We start from the raw sequence: 20,808 nt of genomic DNA on the forward strand, positions 1-20,808 counted from the left end.
CGCTGGGGAATCGACCCCGGCGATTCGATCCGTCCAGTGTCGACGCCCTGTTCATAGATCCACGTCAGACGTACGCTCGCCTCGGCGCGACTGAGGAATCGACCAGTCGTCATGGCGGGAGGGGCAGGCATGAAAGGAAAACGCAGGATTCTGGTGGCGGCGGCCACCGCGGTGTTCACCGTGCTGGCGCTGGCACCGGCGGGCCAGGCCACCGCGGCCGGGAAGGACCGCTACACGCACCTGGATCCGGGTGGGCAGCCCCGGCTGACCGAGCGGGTCCCGGTGAACGTGGTCTTCGTCGGCTACTCGCCGTCCCAGGTGCCGCAGCCGACGTTCCGGGCCGGCCTTCCGTCGGGTTACGAGCCCGCGGTCCGGTATCGGCTCTTCTACGGCATCGAGGAGAAGCTCGGACTGCAGTACACGTACGACTACCGGATCAGCTACGCCGACCGGCGCTACGAGGACCGGTTCTTCGGTGAGTTGAAGCGGCTGGCCCGGCCCGCGCCGCTGACCGACTACCAGCAGGCGTACAACGAGCAGCAGAACAACGTCCTCGACGTCACGGACAACCACGAGATCGACGCGCCGAGCGTGGAGCGCTGGCTGGCGAAGAACCCGCCGGTCGGGGTCGACACCCGCCGCAACACGGTCTTCTTCATCAACTGGTACGGCCGGTCCGACTTCCGGTTCCACGTCTACACCAAGACCGACGAGCCGGACCCGGACACCGGTTACAACTTCGGCGTCGAACGGGACAGCCGCAAGATCATCGCCTGGGGTGGCACCACCGCCCGGGACGAGGAGAACGGCCTCGGCTCGACCCGCCGGATCTGGTTCCACGACCTCTCCGCCGGCCCCGAGTCCTGGACCTCCAACTGGAACGTCGACGAGCCGGACCTCGACGGCAACGGCGTCGAGGACTACCGGATGCCGGCGACCTGGGAGTACCGGACGGGCGGCTACCGGGCGCCGGACGCGCTCGCCGGCGACCTCAGCAAGATCACCCGGTACGTCGCGCTGAACCTGCTCTTCACCACCTCCCCGCTCTATCCGGCCGAACTGCCGACGGCGGAACCGCCCCGTTCGATCAACCTGGACAGCAACGTCTACGAGGGCTGGCCGGGCGTCGATGCCTCCGCCACGTACGTCAAGCCGAAGCTCCTCCTCGACGAGCTGCGGGAGCTGCGCTGGCGGAACACGCTCGACTACGACAGCCAGGACCTGCCGTTCACCGGTGACGCCGAGCGCTGCTACTTCCTGGCTATCGAGGCGGACGAGTCCTGCTATCCGGAGGAGGGCTATCCCGGGTTCGCCAACTTCTACCTGCAGAACACCAAGGAGCTGGCGCGGACCCAGGACGACCAGGGCCGGGTCGACTACGAGCTGCCGATCTTCAGCTATGCGCTGCCGGAGGGCACCCCGACTCCGGGGCTCGGCTTCGCCGACGACAACTACGTCGACGGCACCCAGTCGTACGTCTTCGCGTTCGTCTCGCCGGAGATCGTCGAGTTCGGGTACGGCCTCACCACCACGCTGATCCACGAGGTCGGGCACCACATCGGGATGAGCCACCCGCACGACGGCTACGACAGCAGCACCGGGGTCGACTACGCCCCAGCCGACGAGTTCTACTTTGTCAACGCCGGTGACCAGGTCAACTCGATGATGAGCTACATCGACCTGAACTGGGACTTCAGCCAGTTCGACCACGACAACAGCGACCGGTTCCTGACCGCCGCGTACAACGAGGCGGCCAACCGGCTGGCGGCCGACGTGCTCGCCGCCCCCCGGGCGCACCGGGCGTCCGACGAGCTGAAGGCGGCGGACCGGCTGCTCGGCCGGGCCAGGGGCGCGCTCGCCGCCCACGACTACCCGGCGGCGTACGAGTACGCCGACCAGGCCTACCGCCAGGTGGTCGAAGGTGCCCGCGAGGCCGGGGTCCCGGCCGACCGGGCCGAAGCCGAACTGAGGCGGAACGCCCAGGTGGCCCGCTCCAGCGTGGAGCTCGGCGAGCCGCACGAGTTCATCGACAGCCTCGACCCGGACAGCCCGCGCAGCCAGCCCTGACGGGTGTCGGAAGGCCGGCCCCGCACCACCGGACACCCGGTGGTGCGGAGCCGGGCCGGCTCAGCCGGCCTCGAACTGTCGGGTGATCGAGGGATCGGTGATGGCGGTGTCGTCGGCCAGCAGCATCGCCTTGCTAAGGATCACCGCGAGCAGGCCGTCCCCCTCGAAGGGCAGGAACTGCCGCTCGGTGCCGCCACCGGCGGCGGCGCCCCAGGCCGGCACCACACAGAGGTACCGGTCGTTCGGGCTCATCAGGATGTTGCCCGACCCCAGGTGGATCTTGTAGGTCCGCAGGTCGCCCCGGACGACCAGGAACCGTCCGTCGATCGTCGCCCGGGCACCGACCGAGAGCCGGGGCAGCAGCCGGGTCAGGATCTGCTGCCGGGTCCGGGCGGTCTCGGACAGCTCGCCGAAGCTGTACGACGTCCAGTAGTCGCGGAACCGGCCCTGCGGCCCGCCGTCCGACCAGGTGGGGTCGTTGCCGATGCTGGCCACCCCGACGAAGAGGTCGACGTCCCGCATGATCTCGCTGAACACCAGGGCCGGAATCTGGTCCAATCGCAGCGCCGGCACCGGCTCCGGGTTGTCCCAGGCGGCCCCGGAGGCGGAATATCCCCCGGTCCAGGCATGGGTCCAGTTCGAGTCGGCGTCGATCGGATAGAACCGCACCTGGTCGGTGGCGAGCCGCAGGTACGCCCCGGACTCGGTGGTGTCCACGCCGTACTCGTCGCCGACGCCCTCCACCCAGTACTCGGCTCGCAGGCCCCACCGGGGCAGCTCCCGGACCGGCGGCGGATAGGTGTCGTCGACCGAGAGCCGGAGCTTGTCCCGCCAGCCCCGAGCCGCGGCCAGGGCATGGAACTGGTGTTGGCGCAGGACGTGGCCGGCGAACCGGTTCGAGTACGTCCCGGTCTGCTCCTCCGCCGGGGTGAGCAGGTAGACCTCGCGATGCGCCTGCTTGAACGGCTGCACGACCCGGTGCCGCTCCAGCCACTCCCGCCAGGCGACCACCTCCGGCACCGGTCGGCCGATCGGATGCCACAGCTCGACCCGGGCAGCGGCGCCGACGACGTGTTCGGCGTCGGAGACGGTACGCAGGACGCCGTCGACGTACCCGCAGGGCACCCCGTCGACCACCCAGATCAGTCGACGGGCCAGCGTGCCCACCAGTGGGTGGTCGAGGTAGCGCTCCCGCCAGACCGGCGCGGACCACTCCCGTCGGGCCAGGAACAGCCCGTCCAGCCGGGCGGACTGGGCGCTCAGCATCGCCGAGAGTTCCTTGACCATGGCCTTGAGTTCGGCCAGCTCACCCGGCTGGTCCCGGCGTACCGCCGCCGGTGGGCTCTTGACCTGGCGACCGGCATCGGTGAACCAGGTGACGGTGACCGCACTCGCCTGGATCTCCAGTTCGGCCCGGCCGGCGGCGAACCGCACCGTGTGCCGGCCGACGTCGGTGAGCCCGTAGTCGGGTACGGCGAGTTCCTCGATCTCGTCCCGGGAGAGTCCGAGCGCCTCGGCCCGGACCGCGAGCGCCTTGTCGATCTCGTTGAGGGTGCCCCGGTAGCTGACCCGGTTGGCGAGCCGGGCGAGCTGCCCGAGGGCGTCCTCTCCGTCGAGCCTGCCCAGTACGCCGACCGCCGCGTTGGCCAGTTTCGGGCTGGCCGGCCCGATCCCGGGCAGCCGGCGCAGCATCGCCTCGACCAGGGCGGCCAGCATGCGCACCTGCTCCGGTGCGGGGCCGACCAATTCCAGGGTCCAGAGCAGCCCGCGCAGGGTGTCGGCGTTGAGCGGGTCCGGCTGCCGGTGCGGCGTCCGGGTCCCCGTCGCCACCCAGTCGCCGAGCACGGCCCGGACCCGTGCCGCGTCCATCGTGGACAGGAGAGCCTCGGCGCCGCGACGCCAGTCGGCGGACGGACGGGCGCTGGTCGCGGTGCTGGCGTGGCCGACCAGTTTTGTCCAGACCGGCTCCAGGCCGGGCAGGTCCGCCAGGATCCGGTCGGCCCACGGGTCACCCCCGCGCACCGCCGGCCCCACCAGGTCGGCGAGCAGCTGCCGCAGGTGCGGGCTCTCCCCGGACCGGTCCTGCACCAGCTCGCGTACCTCGTCCGGCGGATTGCCGTCGGGGTGGGCGCGGCGGACCAGGGTGGCCAGCGCGGCGGGTGGCATCGCGTGCGGATTCCGGACGGCGAAGGCGAGCAGTTCGGCGGCGGTCGTCGCGCTGACGTCCTCGGGCAACCGGCGGGCCAACTCCCGGACCAGTTCCTGATCCGACCAGCTCATCCTCCGGCCACCGGTCGGCGCCCCGGCGGCCAGCACCCGGATCAGCTCGACCATCTGCTCCCGGGACAGCCCGCGCAGTGCCTGCCGGACGGCCTCGCCGGCCGCCGACGAGCGCAGGTTGACCCGCAGGTGTCGGGCCAGGTCGTCGAGCCGACCGGCGGCGACCAGGTCGTCGAGGTGGCTGCGCCGGTCGCCGGTGGCGGTGGTCATCAGCCGCCCACCAGGGGTACGAGCTTCAGGAAGGTGACCTCGGTGTCCCGCCCCAGTTCGACCACCTGGTCGAGGTCGTCGACCTGGTGGTCGCCGACCAGCACCACGAAACCGTTGCGGGCGAACGCCGCCTCGGCGAGCGCGACCTGCCGCTCCGGGTCGACCCGGCGCGGCGGCACCGTCGACCGGTCGCCGTTGAGCGCCCGTTCGGCGGCCGTGGGCTGCACCAGTCCCCGGAACGGCCCGGAGCTGCTCGCGTTGTACTCCGCGACCTCCTGGAAGATCCGACGCCGGACCAGCTCCCGCAGCGTCAGCCGCTCCTCGAATATCTCCAGTGCCCACGCGGGCACCCGGGCCCCGGCCGTGGTCTCATCGACGAAGCTCACCTTTGCCATGACGGCGGAGTCTAGACACCGCCACCGACACGCACCGGTCCGCGCCGGCCGACAGTCACCCCCGCCGCCGGCCGGCGGTCACCCTGCCGTCGGTCGCCAGTGCTCGCGGACCAACGTTGCCGCGTCGTCGAGCCGGCCGATCTCCTCGACGCTCAGCGTCGGATTGACCCGCCGCGTCGCGAGCGCGGCGTCGAGCAGCCGTACCGGATCCCCGGGCGTCCGGGCCAGGAACGCGGTGAGGAAACGCTCACCCACGTCACCGAGACCGAACCAGTTGTTCACCGCCACCTCGGCCAGGATCAGCGCCGACATCGCGACGTCCAGGTCGGGCTCGTCATCCCGGGCGTTGCGCCAGTCGATGACCACCGGCCCGCCCGGGCCGAGCATGACGTTCTCCGGATGCAGGTCCAGGTGCACCACCCGCAGCCCCGGGTCACCGCCCGGCCGGGGCGGCAGTCCGCGCAGCCGGCGGTGCAGGTCGGCCAGGATCGCCGCCCCGTCCGGCACGTCGAGTTCCCCGGCGATCAGCGCCGCCAGCATGGTCGGACCGTCGACCCGTTCCATCACCAGCTCGGCGCCCTCGGCCCGGTCCACCCTGGGCACCGGGAAGCCGTGCCCGCCGACGTACGCCATGATCGAGGCCTCCCGGGCAACGTCGCCGCCGTCGCGGTAGCGGCGCAGCACCCGCCCGTCGTCCAACGCGAAGACGTCCGCGTCCCGGCCGGTGCCGAGCAACACCTGGTCAGCCATGCCGGTCACGGTATCGGACCGGGTCCAGGTGACCGGGTACGGCGGCGGCCGCGGTCGGTCCGCAGGAACACGGCCACCCCGGCCGACGGGAAACGAGTGGAACGGCGACCAGCAGGCGATCATGATGGCGGCGTGAGCAGTCGGTTGCGGGCGATCGCCCGGGAGACGGTGGAGGCGCTGGACCGGGGCGCCTACCGGACGGCGGGTGGCGCCGAGGTGGTGATCGCCGACGAGGTGGCGGGGGCGGTCGCCGGCACCCGGCTGTACCTGCCCGACGATCCCCTGCCCGGTGCGCCGGCCCCCGCGCCACATCCGCCGGCCACGATCGAGGTGACCAACGAGAGCACCCTCGCCGCGACCCGTCGGCTCGGCGGCGACCTGGCCTGCCTGGTGTTCGCCTCGGCCCGCAACCCCGGCGGCGGGTTCCGCAACGGCGCCCAGGCCCAGGAGGAGAGTGTGGCCCGCGCCTCCGGGCTGTACGCCTGCCTCCAGGCGGCCTGGGACTTCTACGCCGCACACCGGGTCGACCCCGATCTCGGCTACAGCGACCGGGTCATCTACTCGCCGGCGGTTCCGGTGTTCCGGGACGACAGCGGGGACCCGCTGGACAGCCCGTACCCGGTCTCGTTCCTGACCTCGGCGGCGCCGAACCGGTCGGCGATGCTGCGCAGTCAGCCGGACCGGGTGGCGGACGTCCCGGCCCTGCTGCGCCGCCGGGCCGACCGGGTGCTGGCGGTGGCGGCCGCGTACGGGCACCGCCGGCTCGTCCTCGGCGCCTGGGGCTGCGGGGTCTTCGGCAACGAGCCGACCGTGGTGGCGGAGGCGTTCGCCGGCGCGCTGCGCGACCGCCCGCACTTCGACGAGGTCGTCTTCGCGGTACTCGACCGCCAGCGTGGGGCGCCGACCCACGCCGCGTTCGCCCGGACCCTCGGCCGGTGACCCGGTTCTGTCGGCGGCCGTCCCTAGGATCGCCGGCGTGACCGACACCGACCGGACCTTCGCCCCGCTGGTCTTCTTCGAGTACGACCACCGGCCGGGCTCCTACTGCCTGCAGCTCACTGACACGCACATGCTCGAGGTGATGGACGTCTTCGAGGAGTGCGACCAGTACGGCAACGGCTACGGCTGGGCGGGGGTGGCCCGCTCCGTGATCGAGGCGGAGGCTCCCGAGCTCGCCGACCGGGTGGACTTCGACCCGGAGGCCGGCACCTTCGTCGCCCACGGCACCGACCCGGAGGCGCTGCGCCGGTTGGGTGCTCTGCTCCAGGCCGCTTTCCGGGACCGGACCCGGCTCGCCGCCCTGATCCGCTCCGGTGACCCCGACTGGTTCGACTGACCGACGACGCTTCCGCCCCGGGTCACCCGACGCCGGCGTGCTCGTCGGTCGACGGGGCGCTGGTCGGCCGGCGACGGGGCAACCGCCAGCGGAGCCGGACCGCCAGCATCAGCAGCAGGGCGAGCCCGAACATCGCGGTGCCGACGACGTTCACCTGGGGCGGGATGCCGCGCTGGTTGGCGCCCCAGACGTACATCGGGAAGGTGACCGTGGTGCCCGAGTTGAAGTTGGTGATGACGAAGTCGTCGAAGGAGAGCGAGAAGGCGAGCAGTGCGGCGGCGACGATGCCGGGCAGCACCAGCGGCAGGGTGACCCGGCGGAACGCCTGCCACTCGCTGGCGTAGAGGTCCAGCGCCGCCTCCTCCAGCCGGCTGTCCATCCCGGACAACCGGGCCCGGACGGTCACCACCACGAACGACACGCAGAACATCACGTGCGCGATCACCACGGTCCAGAAGCCCTGCGGTATCCCGGCCGCGACCAGCAGGGCGAGCAGCGAGGTGCCGAGCACCACCTCCGGGGTCGCCATCGGCGCCAGGACCAGCAGGTTCGCCACCGCCCGGCCGCGGAACCGGTGCCGGACCAGGGCGAACGCCAGCAGGGTGCCGAGCACGGTGGAGACCAGGGTGGCCAGGAAACCGATCTGTACGCTGCGCAGCACCGCCCCGCACATCCCCGGCGCGGCGCACGGGTCCCGCCAGTTGTCGAGGGTGAACTCGGCGAAGTCGTACGACAGCCGGCCCGACGGCCGGTTCAGCGACAGCCCGGCGACCACCACCACCGGCAGCAGCAGGTAGCCGAGGACCAGCCCGGCGACCGCCAGCACCCAGTGGTCGGCGATCCAGCGCCAGAACCGGTGCCCCACGTTCACCCCACCTCCTCGGCGGCGCTCCGGCGCAGATAGCCGACCGCCAGCGCCAGGATCACCAGCAGCAGGACGACGGAGAGCGCGGCCCCCTGCGGATAGTCGAGCCGGACCAGGAACGCCGCGTCGATGACGTTGCCGATCATGTACTCGTTCGGCGTACCGAGCAGTTCGGCGCTGATGTAGTCGCCGGCGGCCGGAATGAAGGTGAGCAGCGTGCCGGCGACCACCCCGGGTTTCGACAGCGGCAGGGTGACGGTCCGGAAGACCTGGGCCGGTCGGGCGTTCAGGTCCCGGGCCGCCTCCAGCAGCCGACGGTCCAGCCGCTGCAGGCTGGCGTAGATCGGCAGCACCATGAACGGCAGGTAGCCGTAGGTGAGGCTGGTGACCACCGCGACCGGGGAGGCGAGCAGCCGCCCGTCGGGCGCGAGCAGGTGCAGGTCGCGGAGCAGCCCGACCAGGGTGCCGGTGTCGGAGAGCACGGTCTTCCAGGCCAGGGTCCGGACCAGGAAGCTGGTGAACATCGGGGCGACCACACAGACCAGCAGCAGGTTCTGCCAGCGTCCGGCGCGCAGCGCGATGGCGTACGCCAGCGGGTAGCCGAGCAGCAGCGCCAGCGCGGTGGCGAGCCCGGCGTACCCGAAGGATCGTCCGAAGTGGACCCAGTAGGCGGCGATCGCGTCCGGGTAGTTGCCGAACGACCAGGTCATCGCGTAGCCGTCGGTCAGCGAGCCGGTCGGGTCGTAGAGACTCGTCGCGCCGAGCTGGACCGCCGGCAGCAGGAAGAAGACCACCAGCCAGAGCACCCCGGGCGCGGCCAGCAGGTACGGCAGCAGCCGGCGCCCGGACCGTCGCCCCGCCGTCCCCGACCGGTGATCCGCCGTCCCTGACCGGCGCCCCGGCGGGTCGGGCCGGTCCTCCACCGCCCGGGGCCGGGGTGTCGTCACCCCGGTCATCGTGGCCCGACGCCGTTCGCCGGTACCGCACCGGCCGACCCCACCGACGGCACGACCTCCCCACCCGGCGTTCCCGTCCCGGCGTCGAGCAGGAACGCGTACCGGGGATGCCAGTGCGCGACCACCTCGGCGCCGACCGGTACCGGCCGGGCCTGTCCGTCGGCGGCGGCGAAGACCGACAGCTCGGTGCCCCAGCCGGTCCGGACCACGTACTGGGTGCTGGTGCCGAGGTAGGCGGCGTCGGTCACGATCCCGGCCACCGACTGGTGCCCGGCCGGGACCTCGTCCACCGACCGGACCAGCCGCAGCTTCTCCGGCCGGATCCCGAGCAGCACCGCGCCGGCCGTGCTCCGGGACCGGACCGCCGGCACCGAGAGCCGCTCCCCGTACGCCTCGACGAGGACGTCGTCACCGCCACGCCCGATCACCCGGCCGGCCAGCAGGTTGGACCGACCGAGGAAGGTGGCGACGAACGCGGTCGCCGGGAACTCGTACAGCTCGGCCGGGGTGCCGAGCTGCTCGATCCGGCCGGCGTTCATCACCGCGACGCTGTCGGCCAGCGTCATGGCCTCCTCCTGGTCGTGCGTGACGTGCACGAAGGTGATCCCGACCTCGGTCTGGATCCGTTTCAGTTCGAGTTGCATCCGACGGCGCAGGGTGAGGTCGAGCGCGCCGAGCGGCTCGTCGAGCAGCAGCACCCGGGGTCGGTTGACCAGCGCCCGGGCCAGCGCCACCCGCTGCTGCTGGCCACCGGAGAGCTGGGCCGGCCGGCGCCGGTCGTACCCGTCGAGCTGGACCAGCGACAGCATCGCCCGGACCTGCCCGGCCACGTCCGGTACGCCCCGCCGGCGCAACCCGAACGCCACGTTCTCGAAAACGTCCAGGTGTGGGAAGAGCGCGTAGCTCTGGAAGACGGTGTTCACCGGTCGCCGGTACGGCCGCAGCCGGGTGATCTCCTCCGTGTCGAGCAGCACCCGGCCGCTGGTCGGCTCCTCCAGCCCGGCGACCATCCGCAGGGTGGTGGTCTTGCCGCAGCCGGAGGGTCCGAGCAGGGCGAAGAACGTCCCGGCCGGCACGGTCAGGTCGAGCCGGTCGACCGCGAGCGCACCACCGTCGGATCCGGCGTCGCGCCGTGGGCGCCTGCGGGCGGGGCCGAACCGCTTGGTCAGTTCGACCAGCCGCAACTGCGCCCCGGGCTGCTCGTTTTCCACCGCTATCCCCCGATGACCTGCTGGAACTTCGACTCGTACGCCCGCTCCCGCTCCTCGGTCAGCGTCATGAACTTCTTGGACCGGGCCTGCAGCGCCGCGTCCGGGAAGATCAGCGGGTTGGTCGCCAGCTCCGGATCGATCTTCTCCATCTCCGCCTGCGCGCCCTGCACCGGACAGATGTAGTTGACGTACGCCGCGACCTGGGCGGCGACCGCCGGGTCGTAGTAGTAGTCCATCAGCGCCTCGGCGTGCGCCCGGTGCGTCGCCCGGTTCGGCACCAGCATGTCGTCGGAGTAGAGCATCGCCCCGGAGTCCGGCGCCACGAACCGGATCCGCTCGTCCTCGGCGGCGAGCTGGATAACGTCGCCCGACCAGGCCATGCAGGCGGCGATGTCGCCCTTGGCGAGTTCGGGGGCGTAGTCGTTGCCGGTGAACCGCCGGATCTGGCCGCTCGCCACCGCCCGCCGGAGCTTCTCCAGGGCGTCGTCGAACTGGGCGTCGGTGAAGTTGGTCGGGTCGGCGCCGTTGGACTGCAGGATCAGCCCGATCGTGTCGCGCATCTCGCTGAGCAGGGTCACCCGACCCTTGAGGTCCGGGCGGGTGAGCAGCTCGTCCACGGTCCGGATCTCCCCGGTGACCTTCCCGTTGTAGGCCAGCCCGGCCAGGCCGCACTGCCACGGGATGGCGAGCACGTTCGCCTGGTCGTACGTCCGGTTACGCAGCGAGGACAGCAGGTTACGGTCGACGTTTGTGATCCGGGCCGGATCCAGGCGCTGCGCCCAGCCGAGCCCGATCACCCGGGCCGCCATCCAGTCGCTGAGCACGATGATGTCCCGGCCGATCGGCTCGCAGGCGGCCAGCTGCGGCCGTACCTTGCCGAAGAACTCGTTGTTGTCGTTGATGTCCTCGGTGTACGTCACCTGGATGCCCGTCCGGGCCTGGAACGCCTCCAGGGTGGGCCGCTTCGACTCGTTCTCCTCGTCGACGTCCAGGTACTGCGGCCAGTTCGAGAAGAGCAGCGTCTTCTCGCTGCCGGAGCGGTCCTCGCTGACGCAGCTCGCCTCGGTCTGCCGGGCACCCTTGGTGCCGCAGGCGCCGAGCAGGCCGCCGGTGGCGAACAGTGCCGCCGTCCCGGCCGCGCCGCGCAGCAGCGTACGCCGGGGCAGCCGGGGCAGGGCAGGGGTACGGGCGGACATGGGGCGGCTCCTCACGGGTCGTGCCGACGGGTGGGTACGCGGGTCGGCCCGCTGCCGTAGGCGTCGCGGAGATCCGATCAGATGCCGATCCTGGCATGCGGCCTTCCGGAAAGCCGAACGGGTATCCCAGGACGACCACCGGTCGGCCGACAGCACGAGGGCCCCGCACCGAACGGACGAGGCGGGCGGAGGGGTGCCGCGGTCGGCTCCGGTCCCGGCTCCGGACGGTGCACTGTCAGGAGGGGGCGTTGTCCGGAGGGGGGCGTTGTCCTTCCCACCGGCTGGCGCCGGAGCGGTAGCCGGTGGGTGGGTAGGAGCCCGTCCTTCAGTAGCTGGGCGGAATGACCCGCAGATGGCCGCGGCGTCCGGTCTGCTGGCCGGTGTGCGGATCGACGTCCACCTCGTCCGGCGGCCGGGGCGCGGGACGGGCCGCCTCGCGGACCGCCTCGGCGAGCGCGACCAGGTCGTCGGTGGTCGGCGGCGGCGGCTCGAACTCCCCCTCGTGCCGGACCACCTCCCAGCCGCGCGGCGCGGTCAAGCTCCGGGCGTGCGGCTCACAGAGGTCGTACGTGTGCGGCTCGGCGAAGGCGGCCAGCGGCCCCACCACCGCCGTCGACTCGTTATAGACATAGGTCAGCGTGGCGACCGCCTGCCGGGGGCAGCCGTTGCGGGAGCAACGCCGTGGTGACCTCACGGCGGCACGGTATCTCCATTACCGGCTCCGGAGCAGCGCTTGGGCCTGCGACACGCCGGTAACCGTGATCACACTTCGGGAGACGGATCGGGACAGGCGGGCCGGGGCGACCGGAGACACGGCCGAATCCACGATCCGGTACCGGCCCGACCAGGTCTACCCTGTCGTCGTGGGGCAAGCACAGCGAGTGGAGCGAGGCTGAGTTGACCAGTCCGGAGAACCGTCGCCCGGGTAACGGCCGTCCGTCGCGCCGGGACCGGCACGGCCGCGGGTTGCGTGGTCGGCTGGTCCCCGCCACCGTGCCGCTGGCCCGGACCAAGTCGGAGATCTTCGATGATCTTGTGCTGGACACCGTCGAAACCCTGGAGCGCCGGTTCGCCAAGGAACTCGCCGGGGTCGAGTTCGCCGTCGAGGACGTCCCGCCGGACCTGAACGTCTACGACTCGGACGTGCTGGAGGACGGCGAGGTGCCGCTGGCCCGGCTCCTGCCCGGGCGGCCCGGACGGCAGGAGGTGCCGCCGAGGATCGTGCTCTACCGGCGTCCGCTGGAGTTCCGGGCGATCGACCGGGAGGACCTCGCCGACCTGGTCCACGACGTGATCATCGAGCAGGTGGCGAACCTGCTCGGGGTCGACCCGGACGAGCTCGCCTGACCCCCCTGGCCGGGTTTCGCCCCCCGACGAGGACCCGGACGCGACCGGCCGGACCCGAGCGGCCCCCCACCGCCCGGATCACCGCCGATCAGGCGACGCGACGCTTCAACTTGCGCCGTTCGCGTTCGGACAACCCGCCCCAGATGCCGAACCGTTCGTCGTGACCGAGCGCGTACTCCAGGCACTCGGTCTTGACCTCACAGCGGGAGCAGATTCGCTTCGCCTCGCGGGTGGAGCCGCCCTTCTCGGGAAAGAACGCCTCCGGATCGGTCTGCGAGCACAGTGCGCGCTCTTGCCACTCCGGAGCATTTCCGAGTAGGTCGGCCACCTCGAGTCGGCCGTCCATCCAGTTGCCTCCTTATCGCGCACCGACGTGGCAGCCGGTGCAACCCCCCACGCGGAAGGCGTGTTTGTCCGCCCGGTAGCGATTTGGTGCGCTCCGTACGAACGACCCCACTGAAATTACACGCGTGTTATACGTGCGTCGTCAAGCCGAACCTGCTAAGTGGAGTCACCCCTTACCGCGTGTCCGGACGACTGTCGCGTCATCACGGCCTCGCAACCGGGCCTATCGATTCAGACCGGGTACGGGTAACGCCGACTCGGCGAGTTGGGTCGGAAATCGGCGTGGCGACTCCGGCGTGTCGCCTGGCCCGACAGTCCGGCACCGTTTCCGCAAGTCCCGGAACGGGGGGTTCAGCCGGCGAGTCCGTACACGGTGGTGCGTCGCCGGGCGGGACGGCCCGCCGCCGCCGCGATCCGCTCCAGCTGGGCGACGGTCCGGGCCGAGCCGTGGTCCGAACCCGCCATCCGGGAGATGGTCTCCTCCATCAGCGTGCCGCCGAGGTCGTTGCACCCGCCCCGGAGCAGCTCCGCCGTACCGGCGTCGCCGAGCTTGACCCACGAGCACTGGATGTTGTCGATCCGGCCGTGCAGCAGCAGTCGGGCCATCGCGTGCACGACCCGGTTCTCCCGCCAGGTGGGACCCGGGCGGGCGATACCCGCCAGATAGATCGGCGCGTTGGTGTGGACGAACGGCAGCGCCACGAACTCGGTGAATCCGCCGGTACGGTCCTGGATCCCGGCCAGCACCCGGAAGTGCGCCAGCCACTGTCGTGGATGGTCGACGTGGCCGTACATCATGGTCGAACTGGATCGGATGCCGAGTTCGTGCGCGGTACTGACCACCTCGACCCAGGTCGCGGCCGGCAGTTTGCCCTTGGTGAGCACCCAGCGCACGTCGTCGTCGAGGATCTCGGCGGCGGTGCCGGGAATGGTGTCCAGACCGGCGTCGCGCAGTTCGCCGAGCCAGTCCCGGATGGAGACTCCGGCCTTCGCCGCAGCGGTGACGATCTCCATCGGAGAGAAGGCGTGCACGTGCATCCCGGGCACCCGGGTCTTGACCGCCCGGACCAGATCGGCGTACGCGGTGACCGGCAACTTCGGGTCGATGCCGCCCTGCATGCAGACCTCGGTCGCGCCCGCCTGCCACGCCTGTTCGGCCCGGTCCGCCACCTGCTCCACCGACAGCCGGTACGCGTCGGCGTCCCGCTCCCGCTGCGCGAAGGCGCAGAACCGGCAACCGACGTAGCAGACGTTGGAGAAGTTGATGTTCCGGTTGACCACGTACGTCACATCGTCACCGACGGTCGCCCGGCGCAGCTCGTCGGCGATCCGACACACCTCGTCCAGAGCCGCCCCGTCCGCGCCGAACAGTGCCAGCGCCGCCGCCTCGTGCCGTGCCTCCAGCAGCGCGGCCGGATCGTCGGCGGCGAGCCGCAGCCCGGCCCGCAGGTCGTGGTCGGGCCCGTCGGCGCTCGACGACGGGGTCTGCCCCGCCGTCGACACCCGGGCACCGACCTCGGCCCAGTCGCCGTACACGTGGTCGAAGTCGCCGCGCCGGTCACCGGTCCGACCGGCGGTGTCGATGGTGGCGTGCAGGTCGGTCCGGCCCCCCGGCACGAACGCGTCGTCCGGCTCCTGCCAGGGCAGTCCGCCCGGCCGGGCCGCCTCGACCGCCAGCCCGGTCGCCGGGTCGGCCAGCGCCGCCACATGCGCCGACAGTCGTGGATCGAGCCAGGGGTCGCCCCGGCGGACGTACTCGGGGTAGATGGTGAGCCGCTCCCGCAGGGTGAACCCGGCTGCGGCGGTCCGGGCCGCCAACTCGTCCAGCTGCGGCCAGGGCCGCTCCGGGTTGACGTGGTCCGGGGTCACCGGCGACACCCCGCCCCAGTCGTCGATCCCGGCCCGCAGCAGCAGGTCGTACTCGCCCTCGATCAGGTTCGGCGGCGCCTGGATCCGGGCCCCCGGCCCGAGCAGGATCCGGGCCACCGCCACGGTGGCGGCCAGGTCGTGCAGCTCGGCGTCGGGCATGCCCCGCATCGCGGTGTCCGGCTTCGCCCGGAAGTTCTGCACGATGACTTCCTGGATGTGGCCGTACTCCCGGGCGCTGCGCCGGATCGCGAAGAGCGAGTCGACCCGTTCGGCGGCGGTCTCGCCGATGCCGATCAGGATGCCGGTGGTGAACGGTACGCCGACCCGGCCGGCGTCGGAGAGGACGCGCAACCGCACCGCCGGCTCCTTGTCCGGCGAGCCGTGGTGCGGGCCGCCCGGCTCCGACCAGAGCCGGGTCGCGGTGGTCTCCAGCATCATCCCCATGCTCGGCGCCACCGGCTTCAGCCGCTGCAGCTCGGCCCAGGAGAGCACGCCGGGGTTGAGGTGGGGCAGCAGCCCGGTCTCCTCCAGGACTGCGATCGCGCAGGCGCGCAGGTAGTCGAGGGTGGAGTCGTAGCCGCGCTCGGTCAGCCACTGCCGGGCCTGCGGCCAGCGGGCCTCCGGCCGATCGCCGAGAGTGAACAGGGCCTCCTTGCAGCCCTGGGCCGCCCCGGCGGCGGCGATCGCCAGTACCTCGTCGCGCTCCAGGTAGGGCGCGGGTAGCCGGTGCGGCACGGTGGCGAACGTGCAGTAGTGGCAACGGTCCTGGCAGAGCCGGGTCAGCGGGATGAAGACCTTCTTGGAGAAGGTGACCACGCCGGGACGGCCGGCGTCGGCCAGTCCGGCGTCGCGCAGCCGGCCGGCGACCGCCAGCAGTTCGTCGAGGAACTCGCCACGCGCGGCGAGCAGCACGGCCGCCTCGTCCCGGTCGAGAGCCCGTCCGTCCGCCGCCCGGCGCAACGCCCGCCGCAGACTCGCGGTGGTCGGCGCCGGGTCACTCCGATCTGCCACTCGTGCAGCCTAGGCCGTACGGCCGGCCGCGCCGCGCCCGACCGCCCCGACGGTGATCCCCGTCCTTCGAATGAACGCGCACCGCGAGGCCGGCGGTACCGTCCCGTCCGCCGTAGTCGGCGCCGGGCCAAGGCCAGCGCGTTGCCGGGGGCAGCGCCCGGCCGAGGTCAGCGCCCGGCCGGGTCGTCGTCGCGGTCCGGCGGCGGCGAACCCGCCGACGGCTGCTGGCTCGCCGGGTTGATCCGCTGGGTCTGGTCGGTGCCGGACGCGGTCGCGCCGCGCTGCGGGACCACCTGGGTCCGGCCCGGATCCTCGTCCTCCTCCGGTCCGGCCGAACCGCCGGGCAACGGAGCCGAACCGGCCGAGCCACCGGGCGTCGAGGGGGCCGGCCCGGCACCCACCACCGGTCCCGAACCCAGCACCGGCCCGGCGCCCGGAGCCGGCCCGGTCGCCGGCGGCGCGGAGGACGGACTCGGCGGGGCGGACGACGGGGCGGCAGCGAACCCGGGCTGCCCGTAGCCGGTCGGCTGGCCGTAGACGGTCGCCTCGACCGGCGCCTGCGGGTAGGCCGCCGACGGGTACCCCTGCTGCTGTCCCGGCACCGGCGGGTAGCCCGGGTACCCGGGCTGGCCCGGCTGCCCGTACGGCTGCTGACCGTAGGGCTGCTGACCGTACGGCTGCTGACCGTACGGCTGCGGCTGGCCGTAGACGCCCGGCTGCGGCTTGGGCTTCGGTACGTGGTAGAGCGTCTGCCAGATCCGGAAGACCAGGAACGCCGCGACGGCGAGGACCGCGTACCAGCCGACCTGGTCCAGTCCGATGCTGAAACCGGCGTAGAACCGGGCCTCGGCCAGCGCGCCGAACCCTGCGGCGAGCAGCGCTATCCCGCCGAACAGCAGCGAGACGGCGTACTCCACGAGGGCGACCTGGACGAGCAGGCGGGCCCGGCCGACCACCGGCCGCACGTGGGTGGCGAGCAGCACGGCGAGCATCGGAAAACTGATCGCCGAGGCACCGGCGAACGAGGAGTAGACGGCCTCGGCCCGGTCGTCGAAGCCGGTGCCCGGCCAGCCGAAGAACAGGTCGAGGAGCCCGGTGAACAGGAACAGCGCGTTCGCGCCGAGTAGCACCAGCGCGATCAGTTCGCGTAGCGGCTTGGTGATCTGACTGGCCGGTGGCGCCTCGGTCGGCGCGGGCCCGGGCTGGCTGGTCACGGCTCCCCCTCGGACAGGACGGATGATGGCGACGCCTGAGCCTAGTCGGCGAACCCGCCCGCCGCCCGCCACGAGCGGATGGGCGAGGATGGTCGGTATGCGCATCGTGGTGTTGACCGGGGGCATCGGCGGGGCCCGCTTCCTGACCGGCGTACGCGGGTACGCCCGTCAGGTGGGCGCCGAGGTGACCGCGGTGGTCAACGTCGGGGACGACGTGGTCATGCACGGCCTGAGGATCTGTCCGGATCTGGACAGTGTCATGTACACCCTCGGCGGGGGCGCCGACCGGGAACGGGGCTGGGGACGGGCCGGCGAGACCTGGACGGTCAAGGAGGAACTGGCCGCGTACGGCGCCGAGCCGACCTGGTTCGGGCTCGGCGACCGGGACGTGGCGACCCACCTGGTCCGGACCACCATGCTGAACGCCGGTTACCCGCTCTCGGCGGTGACCGAGGCGCTCTGCGCCCGCTGGCAGCCCGGTGTACGTCTGCTCCCGGCGACCGACGACCGGCTGGAGACCCACGTCGTGGTGAGTGACCCGGCGCCGAACGCCACCGACAGTGGCGCCGGCGCACCGGACAGCAGCGGCGCCGGTGACAGAGCACCGGACAGCGCCGGCACCGACGGCAGGGGGCAACCGGTGGAGGCGCGACCGGCCGAGGCGCCCGGGGCAGAGCCGGCCCGGCGGGCGATCCACTTCCAGGAGTGGTGGGTACGGCACCGTGGCGCGCTGCCGACCCACCGGTTCGTTTTTGTCGGTGCGGAGTCGGCCAAGCCGGCCGCCGGGGTGCTGGACGCCCTCGCCGAGGCGGACGTCGTACTGGTCGCGCCGAGCAACCCGGTGGTGAGCATCGCACCGGTCCTCGCCGTACCGGGGCTGCGGGAGGCACTGGTCGGCAACCGGGCGCCGGTGGTCGGGGTGTCGCCGATCATCGGTGGTGCCCCGGTCCGGGGGATGGCGGACCGCTGTCTCGACGTACTCGGGGTGCCGTGCACCGCCGCCGGGGTCGGTGGCCTGTACGGCGCCCGCTCGGCCGACGGTCTGCTGGACGGCTGGCTGGTGGACAGTTCCGACGCCGGGGTCGAGGTGCCCGGGGTGGCCGTCGAGGCGGTGCCGCTCTGGATGACGGACGAGGCGGCCACTGTCGCCATGGTCCGGGCCGCGGTCGACCTGGCCACGACGGTGCGTCCGGTCGACCGGACGGGCGAGGCGGGTGGACCGGCGTGAGGCTCGAGGTGCTGCCCGTACTCGGCATCGGCGACGTACGGGAGGGCGACGACCTGGCGGCGCTGATCGCCACCGCCGCACCCTGGCTGCGCGACGGCGACGTACTCGTGGTGACCAGCAAGATCGTCTCGAAGGCGGAGGGGCGGCTGGTCGACGTACCGACGGACGGCCCGGAACGGGAGGCGGCCCGGGCGGAGGTCCTGGCCGCGGAGACCGCCCGCCCGGTCGCCCGGCGGGGGTCGACCCGGATCGTCCAGACCCACCACGGTTTTGTGATGGCCTCCGCCGGGATCGACGCCTCGAATGTGGACCGGTCCCGGCTGGTCCTGCTGCCGAAGGACCCGGACGCCTCGGCCCGGGCGCTGCGGGCCGCGCTGCGGGACCGGCACGGCGCGGACGTGGCGGTGATCATCTCGGACACCATGGGTCGGCCGTGGCGCAACGGGCTCACCGACGTCGCCCTCGGGGTCGCCGGCATGTCGGCGCTGCGCGACCACCGGGGTGAGGTCGACCCGTACGGCAACCAGCTCAACATCACCCAGATGGCGGTGGTGGACGAACTGGCCGCTGCCGGTGAACTGGTGAAGGGCAAGTGCGACCAGGTGCCGGTGGCGGTGATCCGGGGTTACCTGACCGGCCCGGACGCCGACGACGGCGACGGCGACGGCGCCGTGGCCGCCCTGGTCCGGGACGCCGCCCACGACCTCTTCTCGCTCGGCACCGCAGAGGCCCGGGCGGCCGGACTGCGGGCCGCCGCCACCCTCGGCGAGTCCGTCCGACGGCCCACGTCCCCGTGGTCTGCGTCGCCGACGCAACCGTCAACGCAGCCGCCGACCGGAACAGCCGGTCAGCCGGCCACCGCAACAGCCGGTCAGCCGGCCACCGGAACAGCCGGTCAGCCGCCGACCGCGCCGGCAACGCAGCCGACGGTCGACCCGGTCGCGGTGGCCCGGGCAGTCGACACGGTCACCGGAGTGATCGCGCCCGACACCCGGTTCGCCCTGGTCACCGACCCGGACCTGGTCGCCCGGCTCGGCGCGGCGGTGCCGGCCGTACCCGACGAGGTGGCGGCGCCGACGGACCCGTCCGCCGCGGCCGACGCGGTCACGGCGCCGGCCGGGACACCCGCCGTCACCGACGGGACCGCGGTGCTGGACTGCCGACCGCCGGCCACCGGTCCGACGGCGCTGATCAGGTTCGGCGCCGACCTGCACCGGCTGCGGGCGGCCCTGGCCGCCGAGGGGGTCGACTCCGGCGTCCTGCCGGCCCCGGACGGTAACATCGGGGTGTTCCTGCTGCTCACCGCCATACCCGCGCCGGCGACACCGAACCGCTGACCCCGGGTCAGGCGTTCAGCATCGCCCGACCGAGCGGGGTCAGGGTGTGCAGCACGGTGTTCCGGTCCCGGTGGCTGACCAGCAGGCCGGCGTTACGGAGCACGGTGGTGTGCTGGCTCGCGGCAGCCGGCGAGATGTGCAGCCGACGGGCCACCTCACCGGTCGAACAGCCGTCGCCGACCGCCTCCAGGACCGTGGCCCGGGTCCGGCCGAGCAGTGCGGCCAGCGCCGCCCGCCCGTTCTCCCGGCCGGTGCCGGCCATCCCCGCCGGACCGGCGCCCTCACCCGGTGCCGGGGTCAGGCCACCGAGCCGGTCCACCGGATACACCAGCACCGGCGGCAGCTCCGGATCGACCAGGGTGACCGGGATCCGGGCGCAGAAGAACGACGGTACGAGCAGCATCCCGCGCCCGCCGAGATGCACCTCGCGGTCCACCGGATAGTCCGGCACCTCCAGCACCCCCGAGTTCCACCGCGCCATCGGTCGCAGGCTGGCCAGCAGCCCCTCCGTGCCGTCGTCGAGCAGGGCCCGGGCCCGGCGGCTCCGGTCCGCCTCCACCGCCGCCTGGATCCGCTGCCAGTACGGGGTGATCGCCATCTCCCGGTAGGTCCGCATCGAGTCGGTGAGGTGCCGGAGCACCGACACGTCGCCCCGGGCCAACGCGACGGCGGAGCCGGGCATCGGCAGCGGGTTCTCGCTGGCGAGAACGGTCAGGTCACGTTCCAGCGAGCTGACCGGGGTGGAGCGTACGGCGTCCAGTCCGGCCTCGATGCCGTACCGGCTCGCGTACGGGGTGAGGAAGTCCGGGAAGTAGCCACGTGGCGGGTTCAGCGCGAGCAGCAGCCGCAGCCGTCCGGGCGTACTCTCCCGCCGGATGCCGCCGGCCACCTCGCGCCGCCAGCCGGCCATCACCGGGTCCCGGCTGCGGCCCTGCAGCAAGTGCAGGCTGAGGACGAGCTCCCAGACCTCGTCGGCGGCAGGGGCGACCCGGGTCCGGGCGATGTCCTCACTGGAGAAGACGATCCGTAGCATGACTCGCACTCCCGAATCGCCGGCGGGTCCCACGGCAACCAGTCGAACTCTACCTGGATGGCATCCACCTGCGTCTTTCAGGCTGGGCTGAAAGACCTCGACGCTCGTCGCCGTCAGCGGGCATGCTCACTGAGCGATGCCGGTGTCGCGGGCGTTCC

At 72.5% G+C, this 20,808-nt stretch carries 18 protein-coding genes; 6 read left to right on the forward strand and 12 right to left on the reverse strand.

Features of this window, described 5'->3' with window-relative positions:
- The first annotated feature begins 129 nt into the window (after window positions 1-129).
- On the forward strand, window positions 130-2,067 hold the full coding sequence (locus ABGB05_RS00990) for a hypothetical protein (protein ID WP_347651155.1): 1,938 nt from the start codon (window positions 130-132) through the stop codon (window positions 2,065-2,067).
- A gap of 60 nt (window positions 2,068-2,127) precedes the next feature.
- Here ABGB05_RS00990 and ABGB05_RS00995 read toward each other — a convergent pair whose 3' ends face one another.
- The 3 genes from ABGB05_RS00995 to ABGB05_RS01005 all read right to left on the reverse strand — a co-directional run bounded on the left by ABGB05_RS00995 (window position 2,128) and on the right by ABGB05_RS01005 (window position 5,702).
- Window positions 2,128-4,557: a DUF4132 domain-containing protein gene (locus tag ABGB05_RS00995; protein WP_347651156.1), complete on the reverse strand. Its 2,430-nt coding sequence runs from the start codon at window positions 4,555-4,557 to the stop codon at window positions 2,128-2,130.
- Window positions 4,557-4,952 carry a hypothetical protein gene (locus ABGB05_RS01000; protein WP_347651157.1) on the reverse strand — a complete coding sequence of 132 codons (396 nt, stop codon included), beginning with the start codon at window positions 4,950-4,952 and terminating at the stop codon, window positions 4,557-4,559. Before ABGB05_RS01000 ends, ABGB05_RS00995 begins: the two co-directional genes overlap by 1 nt.
- Window positions 4,953-5,030: 78 nt before the next feature.
- Window positions 5,031-5,702 (reverse strand): phosphotransferase, encoded by a 672-nt coding sequence (locus ABGB05_RS01005; protein WP_347651158.1) that lies wholly within the window; start codon window positions 5,700-5,702, stop codon window positions 5,031-5,033.
- Between the two features lie 132 nt (window positions 5,703-5,834).
- On the opposite strand from ABGB05_RS01005, the gene ABGB05_RS01010 reads away from it, so the two are divergent.
- On the forward strand, window positions 5,835-6,641 hold the full coding sequence (locus ABGB05_RS01010; protein ID WP_347651159.1) for a TIGR02452 family protein: 807 nt from the start codon (window positions 5,835-5,837) through the stop codon (window positions 6,639-6,641).
- 37 nt (window positions 6,642-6,678) lie between these two features.
- Window positions 6,679-7,038 (forward strand): immunity 51 family protein, encoded by a 360-nt coding sequence (locus ABGB05_RS01015; RefSeq protein ID WP_347651160.1) that lies wholly within the window; start codon window positions 6,679-6,681, stop codon window positions 7,036-7,038.
- 22 nt (window positions 7,039-7,060) lie between these two features.
- On the opposite strand, the gene ABGB05_RS01020 is transcribed toward ABGB05_RS01015, so the two are convergent.
- The 5 genes from ABGB05_RS01020 to ABGB05_RS01040 form a co-directional block, all read right to left on the reverse strand.
- Window positions 7,061-7,909 (reverse strand): ABC transporter permease, encoded by an 849-nt coding sequence (locus ABGB05_RS01020; protein ID WP_347651161.1) that lies wholly within the window; start codon window positions 7,907-7,909, stop codon window positions 7,061-7,063.
- Window positions 7,906-8,850: an ABC transporter permease gene (locus ABGB05_RS01025; protein ID WP_347651162.1), complete on the reverse strand. Its 945-nt coding sequence runs from the start codon at window positions 8,848-8,850 to the stop codon at window positions 7,906-7,908. Before ABGB05_RS01025 ends, ABGB05_RS01020 begins: the two co-directional genes overlap by 4 nt.
- Before the next feature lie 5 nt (window positions 8,851-8,855).
- The gene (locus ABGB05_RS01030) at window positions 8,856-10,070 is read right to left on the reverse strand and encodes an ABC transporter ATP-binding protein (RefSeq protein ID WP_347651163.1); all 1,215 of its coding nucleotides are present in this window, start codon (window positions 10,068-10,070) and stop codon (window positions 8,856-8,858) included.
- A gap of 2 nt (window positions 10,071-10,072) precedes the next feature.
- Entirely contained in the window at window positions 10,073-11,266 is a 1,194-nt protein-coding gene (locus tag ABGB05_RS01035) for a spermidine/putrescine ABC transporter substrate-binding protein (RefSeq protein WP_347651164.1), read from the reverse strand.
- Between the two features lie 325 nt (window positions 11,267-11,591).
- The gene (locus ABGB05_RS01040; RefSeq protein ID WP_347651165.1) at window positions 11,592-11,960 is read right to left on the reverse strand and encodes a DUF3499 domain-containing protein; all 369 of its coding nucleotides are present in this window, start codon (window positions 11,958-11,960) and stop codon (window positions 11,592-11,594) included.
- A gap of 203 nt (window positions 11,961-12,163) precedes the next feature.
- Between ABGB05_RS01040 and ABGB05_RS01045 the strand changes: the two genes are divergently transcribed.
- Window positions 12,164-12,613, forward strand: a complete 450-nt coding sequence (locus ABGB05_RS01045; protein ID WP_331212743.1) for a metallopeptidase family protein — start codon at window positions 12,164-12,166, stop codon at window positions 12,611-12,613.
- Between the two features lie 88 nt (window positions 12,614-12,701).
- On the opposite strand, the gene ABGB05_RS01050 is transcribed toward ABGB05_RS01045, so the two are convergent.
- From ABGB05_RS01050 to ABGB05_RS01060, 3 genes are all read right to left on the reverse strand, one after another.
- Window positions 12,702-12,959 (reverse strand): WhiB family transcriptional regulator, encoded by a 258-nt coding sequence (locus tag ABGB05_RS01050; RefSeq protein WP_192765159.1) that lies wholly within the window; start codon window positions 12,957-12,959, stop codon window positions 12,702-12,704.
- Window positions 12,960-13,309: 350 nt separating this feature from the next.
- A complete protein-coding gene (locus ABGB05_RS01055; protein ID WP_347651166.1) occupies window positions 13,310-15,838 on the reverse strand; it encodes a bifunctional FO biosynthesis protein CofGH in 2,529 nt (842 codons plus the stop codon).
- A gap of 167 nt (window positions 15,839-16,005) precedes the next feature.
- Entirely contained in the window at window positions 16,006-17,052 is a 1,047-nt protein-coding gene (locus ABGB05_RS01060; protein ID WP_347651167.1) for a hypothetical protein, read from the reverse strand.
- A gap of 97 nt (window positions 17,053-17,149) precedes the next feature.
- Here ABGB05_RS01060 and ABGB05_RS01065 point away from each other — a divergent pair, with 97 nt between their 5' ends.
- Complete coding sequence (locus ABGB05_RS01065; protein ID WP_347651168.1) at window positions 17,150-18,280, forward strand: 2-phospho-L-lactate transferase CofD family protein; 1,131 nt, start codon at window positions 17,150-17,152, stop codon at window positions 18,278-18,280.
- Window positions 18,277-19,617, forward strand: a complete 1,341-nt coding sequence (locus ABGB05_RS01070) for a coenzyme F420-0:L-glutamate ligase (RefSeq protein WP_347651169.1) — start codon at window positions 18,277-18,279, stop codon at window positions 19,615-19,617. Before ABGB05_RS01065 ends, ABGB05_RS01070 begins: the two co-directional genes overlap by 4 nt.
- 7 nt (window positions 19,618-19,624) lie before the next feature.
- Here ABGB05_RS01070 and ABGB05_RS01075 read toward each other — a convergent pair whose 3' ends face one another.
- The gene (locus ABGB05_RS01075) at window positions 19,625-20,650 is read right to left on the reverse strand and encodes a winged helix-turn-helix domain-containing protein (protein WP_347651170.1); all 1,026 of its coding nucleotides are present in this window, start codon (window positions 20,648-20,650) and stop codon (window positions 19,625-19,627) included.
- Between the last annotated feature and the right edge of the window lie 158 nt (window positions 20,651-20,808).

Source organism: Plantactinospora sp. B5E13 (assembly GCF_039871775.1).
Lineage (GTDB): Bacteria > Actinomycetota > Actinomycetes > Mycobacteriales > Micromonosporaceae > Plantactinospora.

Bases quoted from the DNA above. Each gene is read 5' to 3' on its own strand.
- ABGB05_RS00990 (WP_347651155.1), top strand. From the start codon at position 130: ATGAAAGGAAAACGCAGGATTCTGGTGGCGGCGGCCACCGCGGTGTTC.
- ABGB05_RS00995 (WP_347651156.1), bottom strand. From the start codon at position 4,557: ATGACCACCGCCACCGGCGACCGGCGCAGCCACCTCGACGACCTGGTC.
- ABGB05_RS01000 (WP_347651157.1), bottom strand. From the start codon at position 4,952: ATGGCAAAGGTGAGCTTCGTCGATGAGACCACGGCCGGGGCCCGGGTG.
- ABGB05_RS01005 (WP_347651158.1), bottom strand. From the start codon at position 5,702: ATGGCTGACCAGGTGTTGCTCGGCACCGGCCGGGACGCGGACGTCTTC.
- ABGB05_RS01035 (WP_347651164.1), bottom strand. From the start codon at position 11,266: ATGTCCGCCCGTACCCCTGCCCTGCCCCGGCTGCCCCGGCGTACGCTG.
- ABGB05_RS01050 (WP_192765159.1), bottom strand. From the start codon at position 12,959: ATGGACGGCCGACTCGAGGTGGCCGACCTACTCGGAAATGCTCCGGAG.
- ABGB05_RS01065 (WP_347651168.1), top strand. From the start codon at position 17,150: ATGCGCATCGTGGTGTTGACCGGGGGCATCGGCGGGGCCCGCTTCCTG.
- ABGB05_RS01075 (WP_347651170.1), bottom strand. From the start codon at position 20,650: ATGCTACGGATCGTCTTCTCCAGTGAGGACATCGCCCGGACCCGGGTC.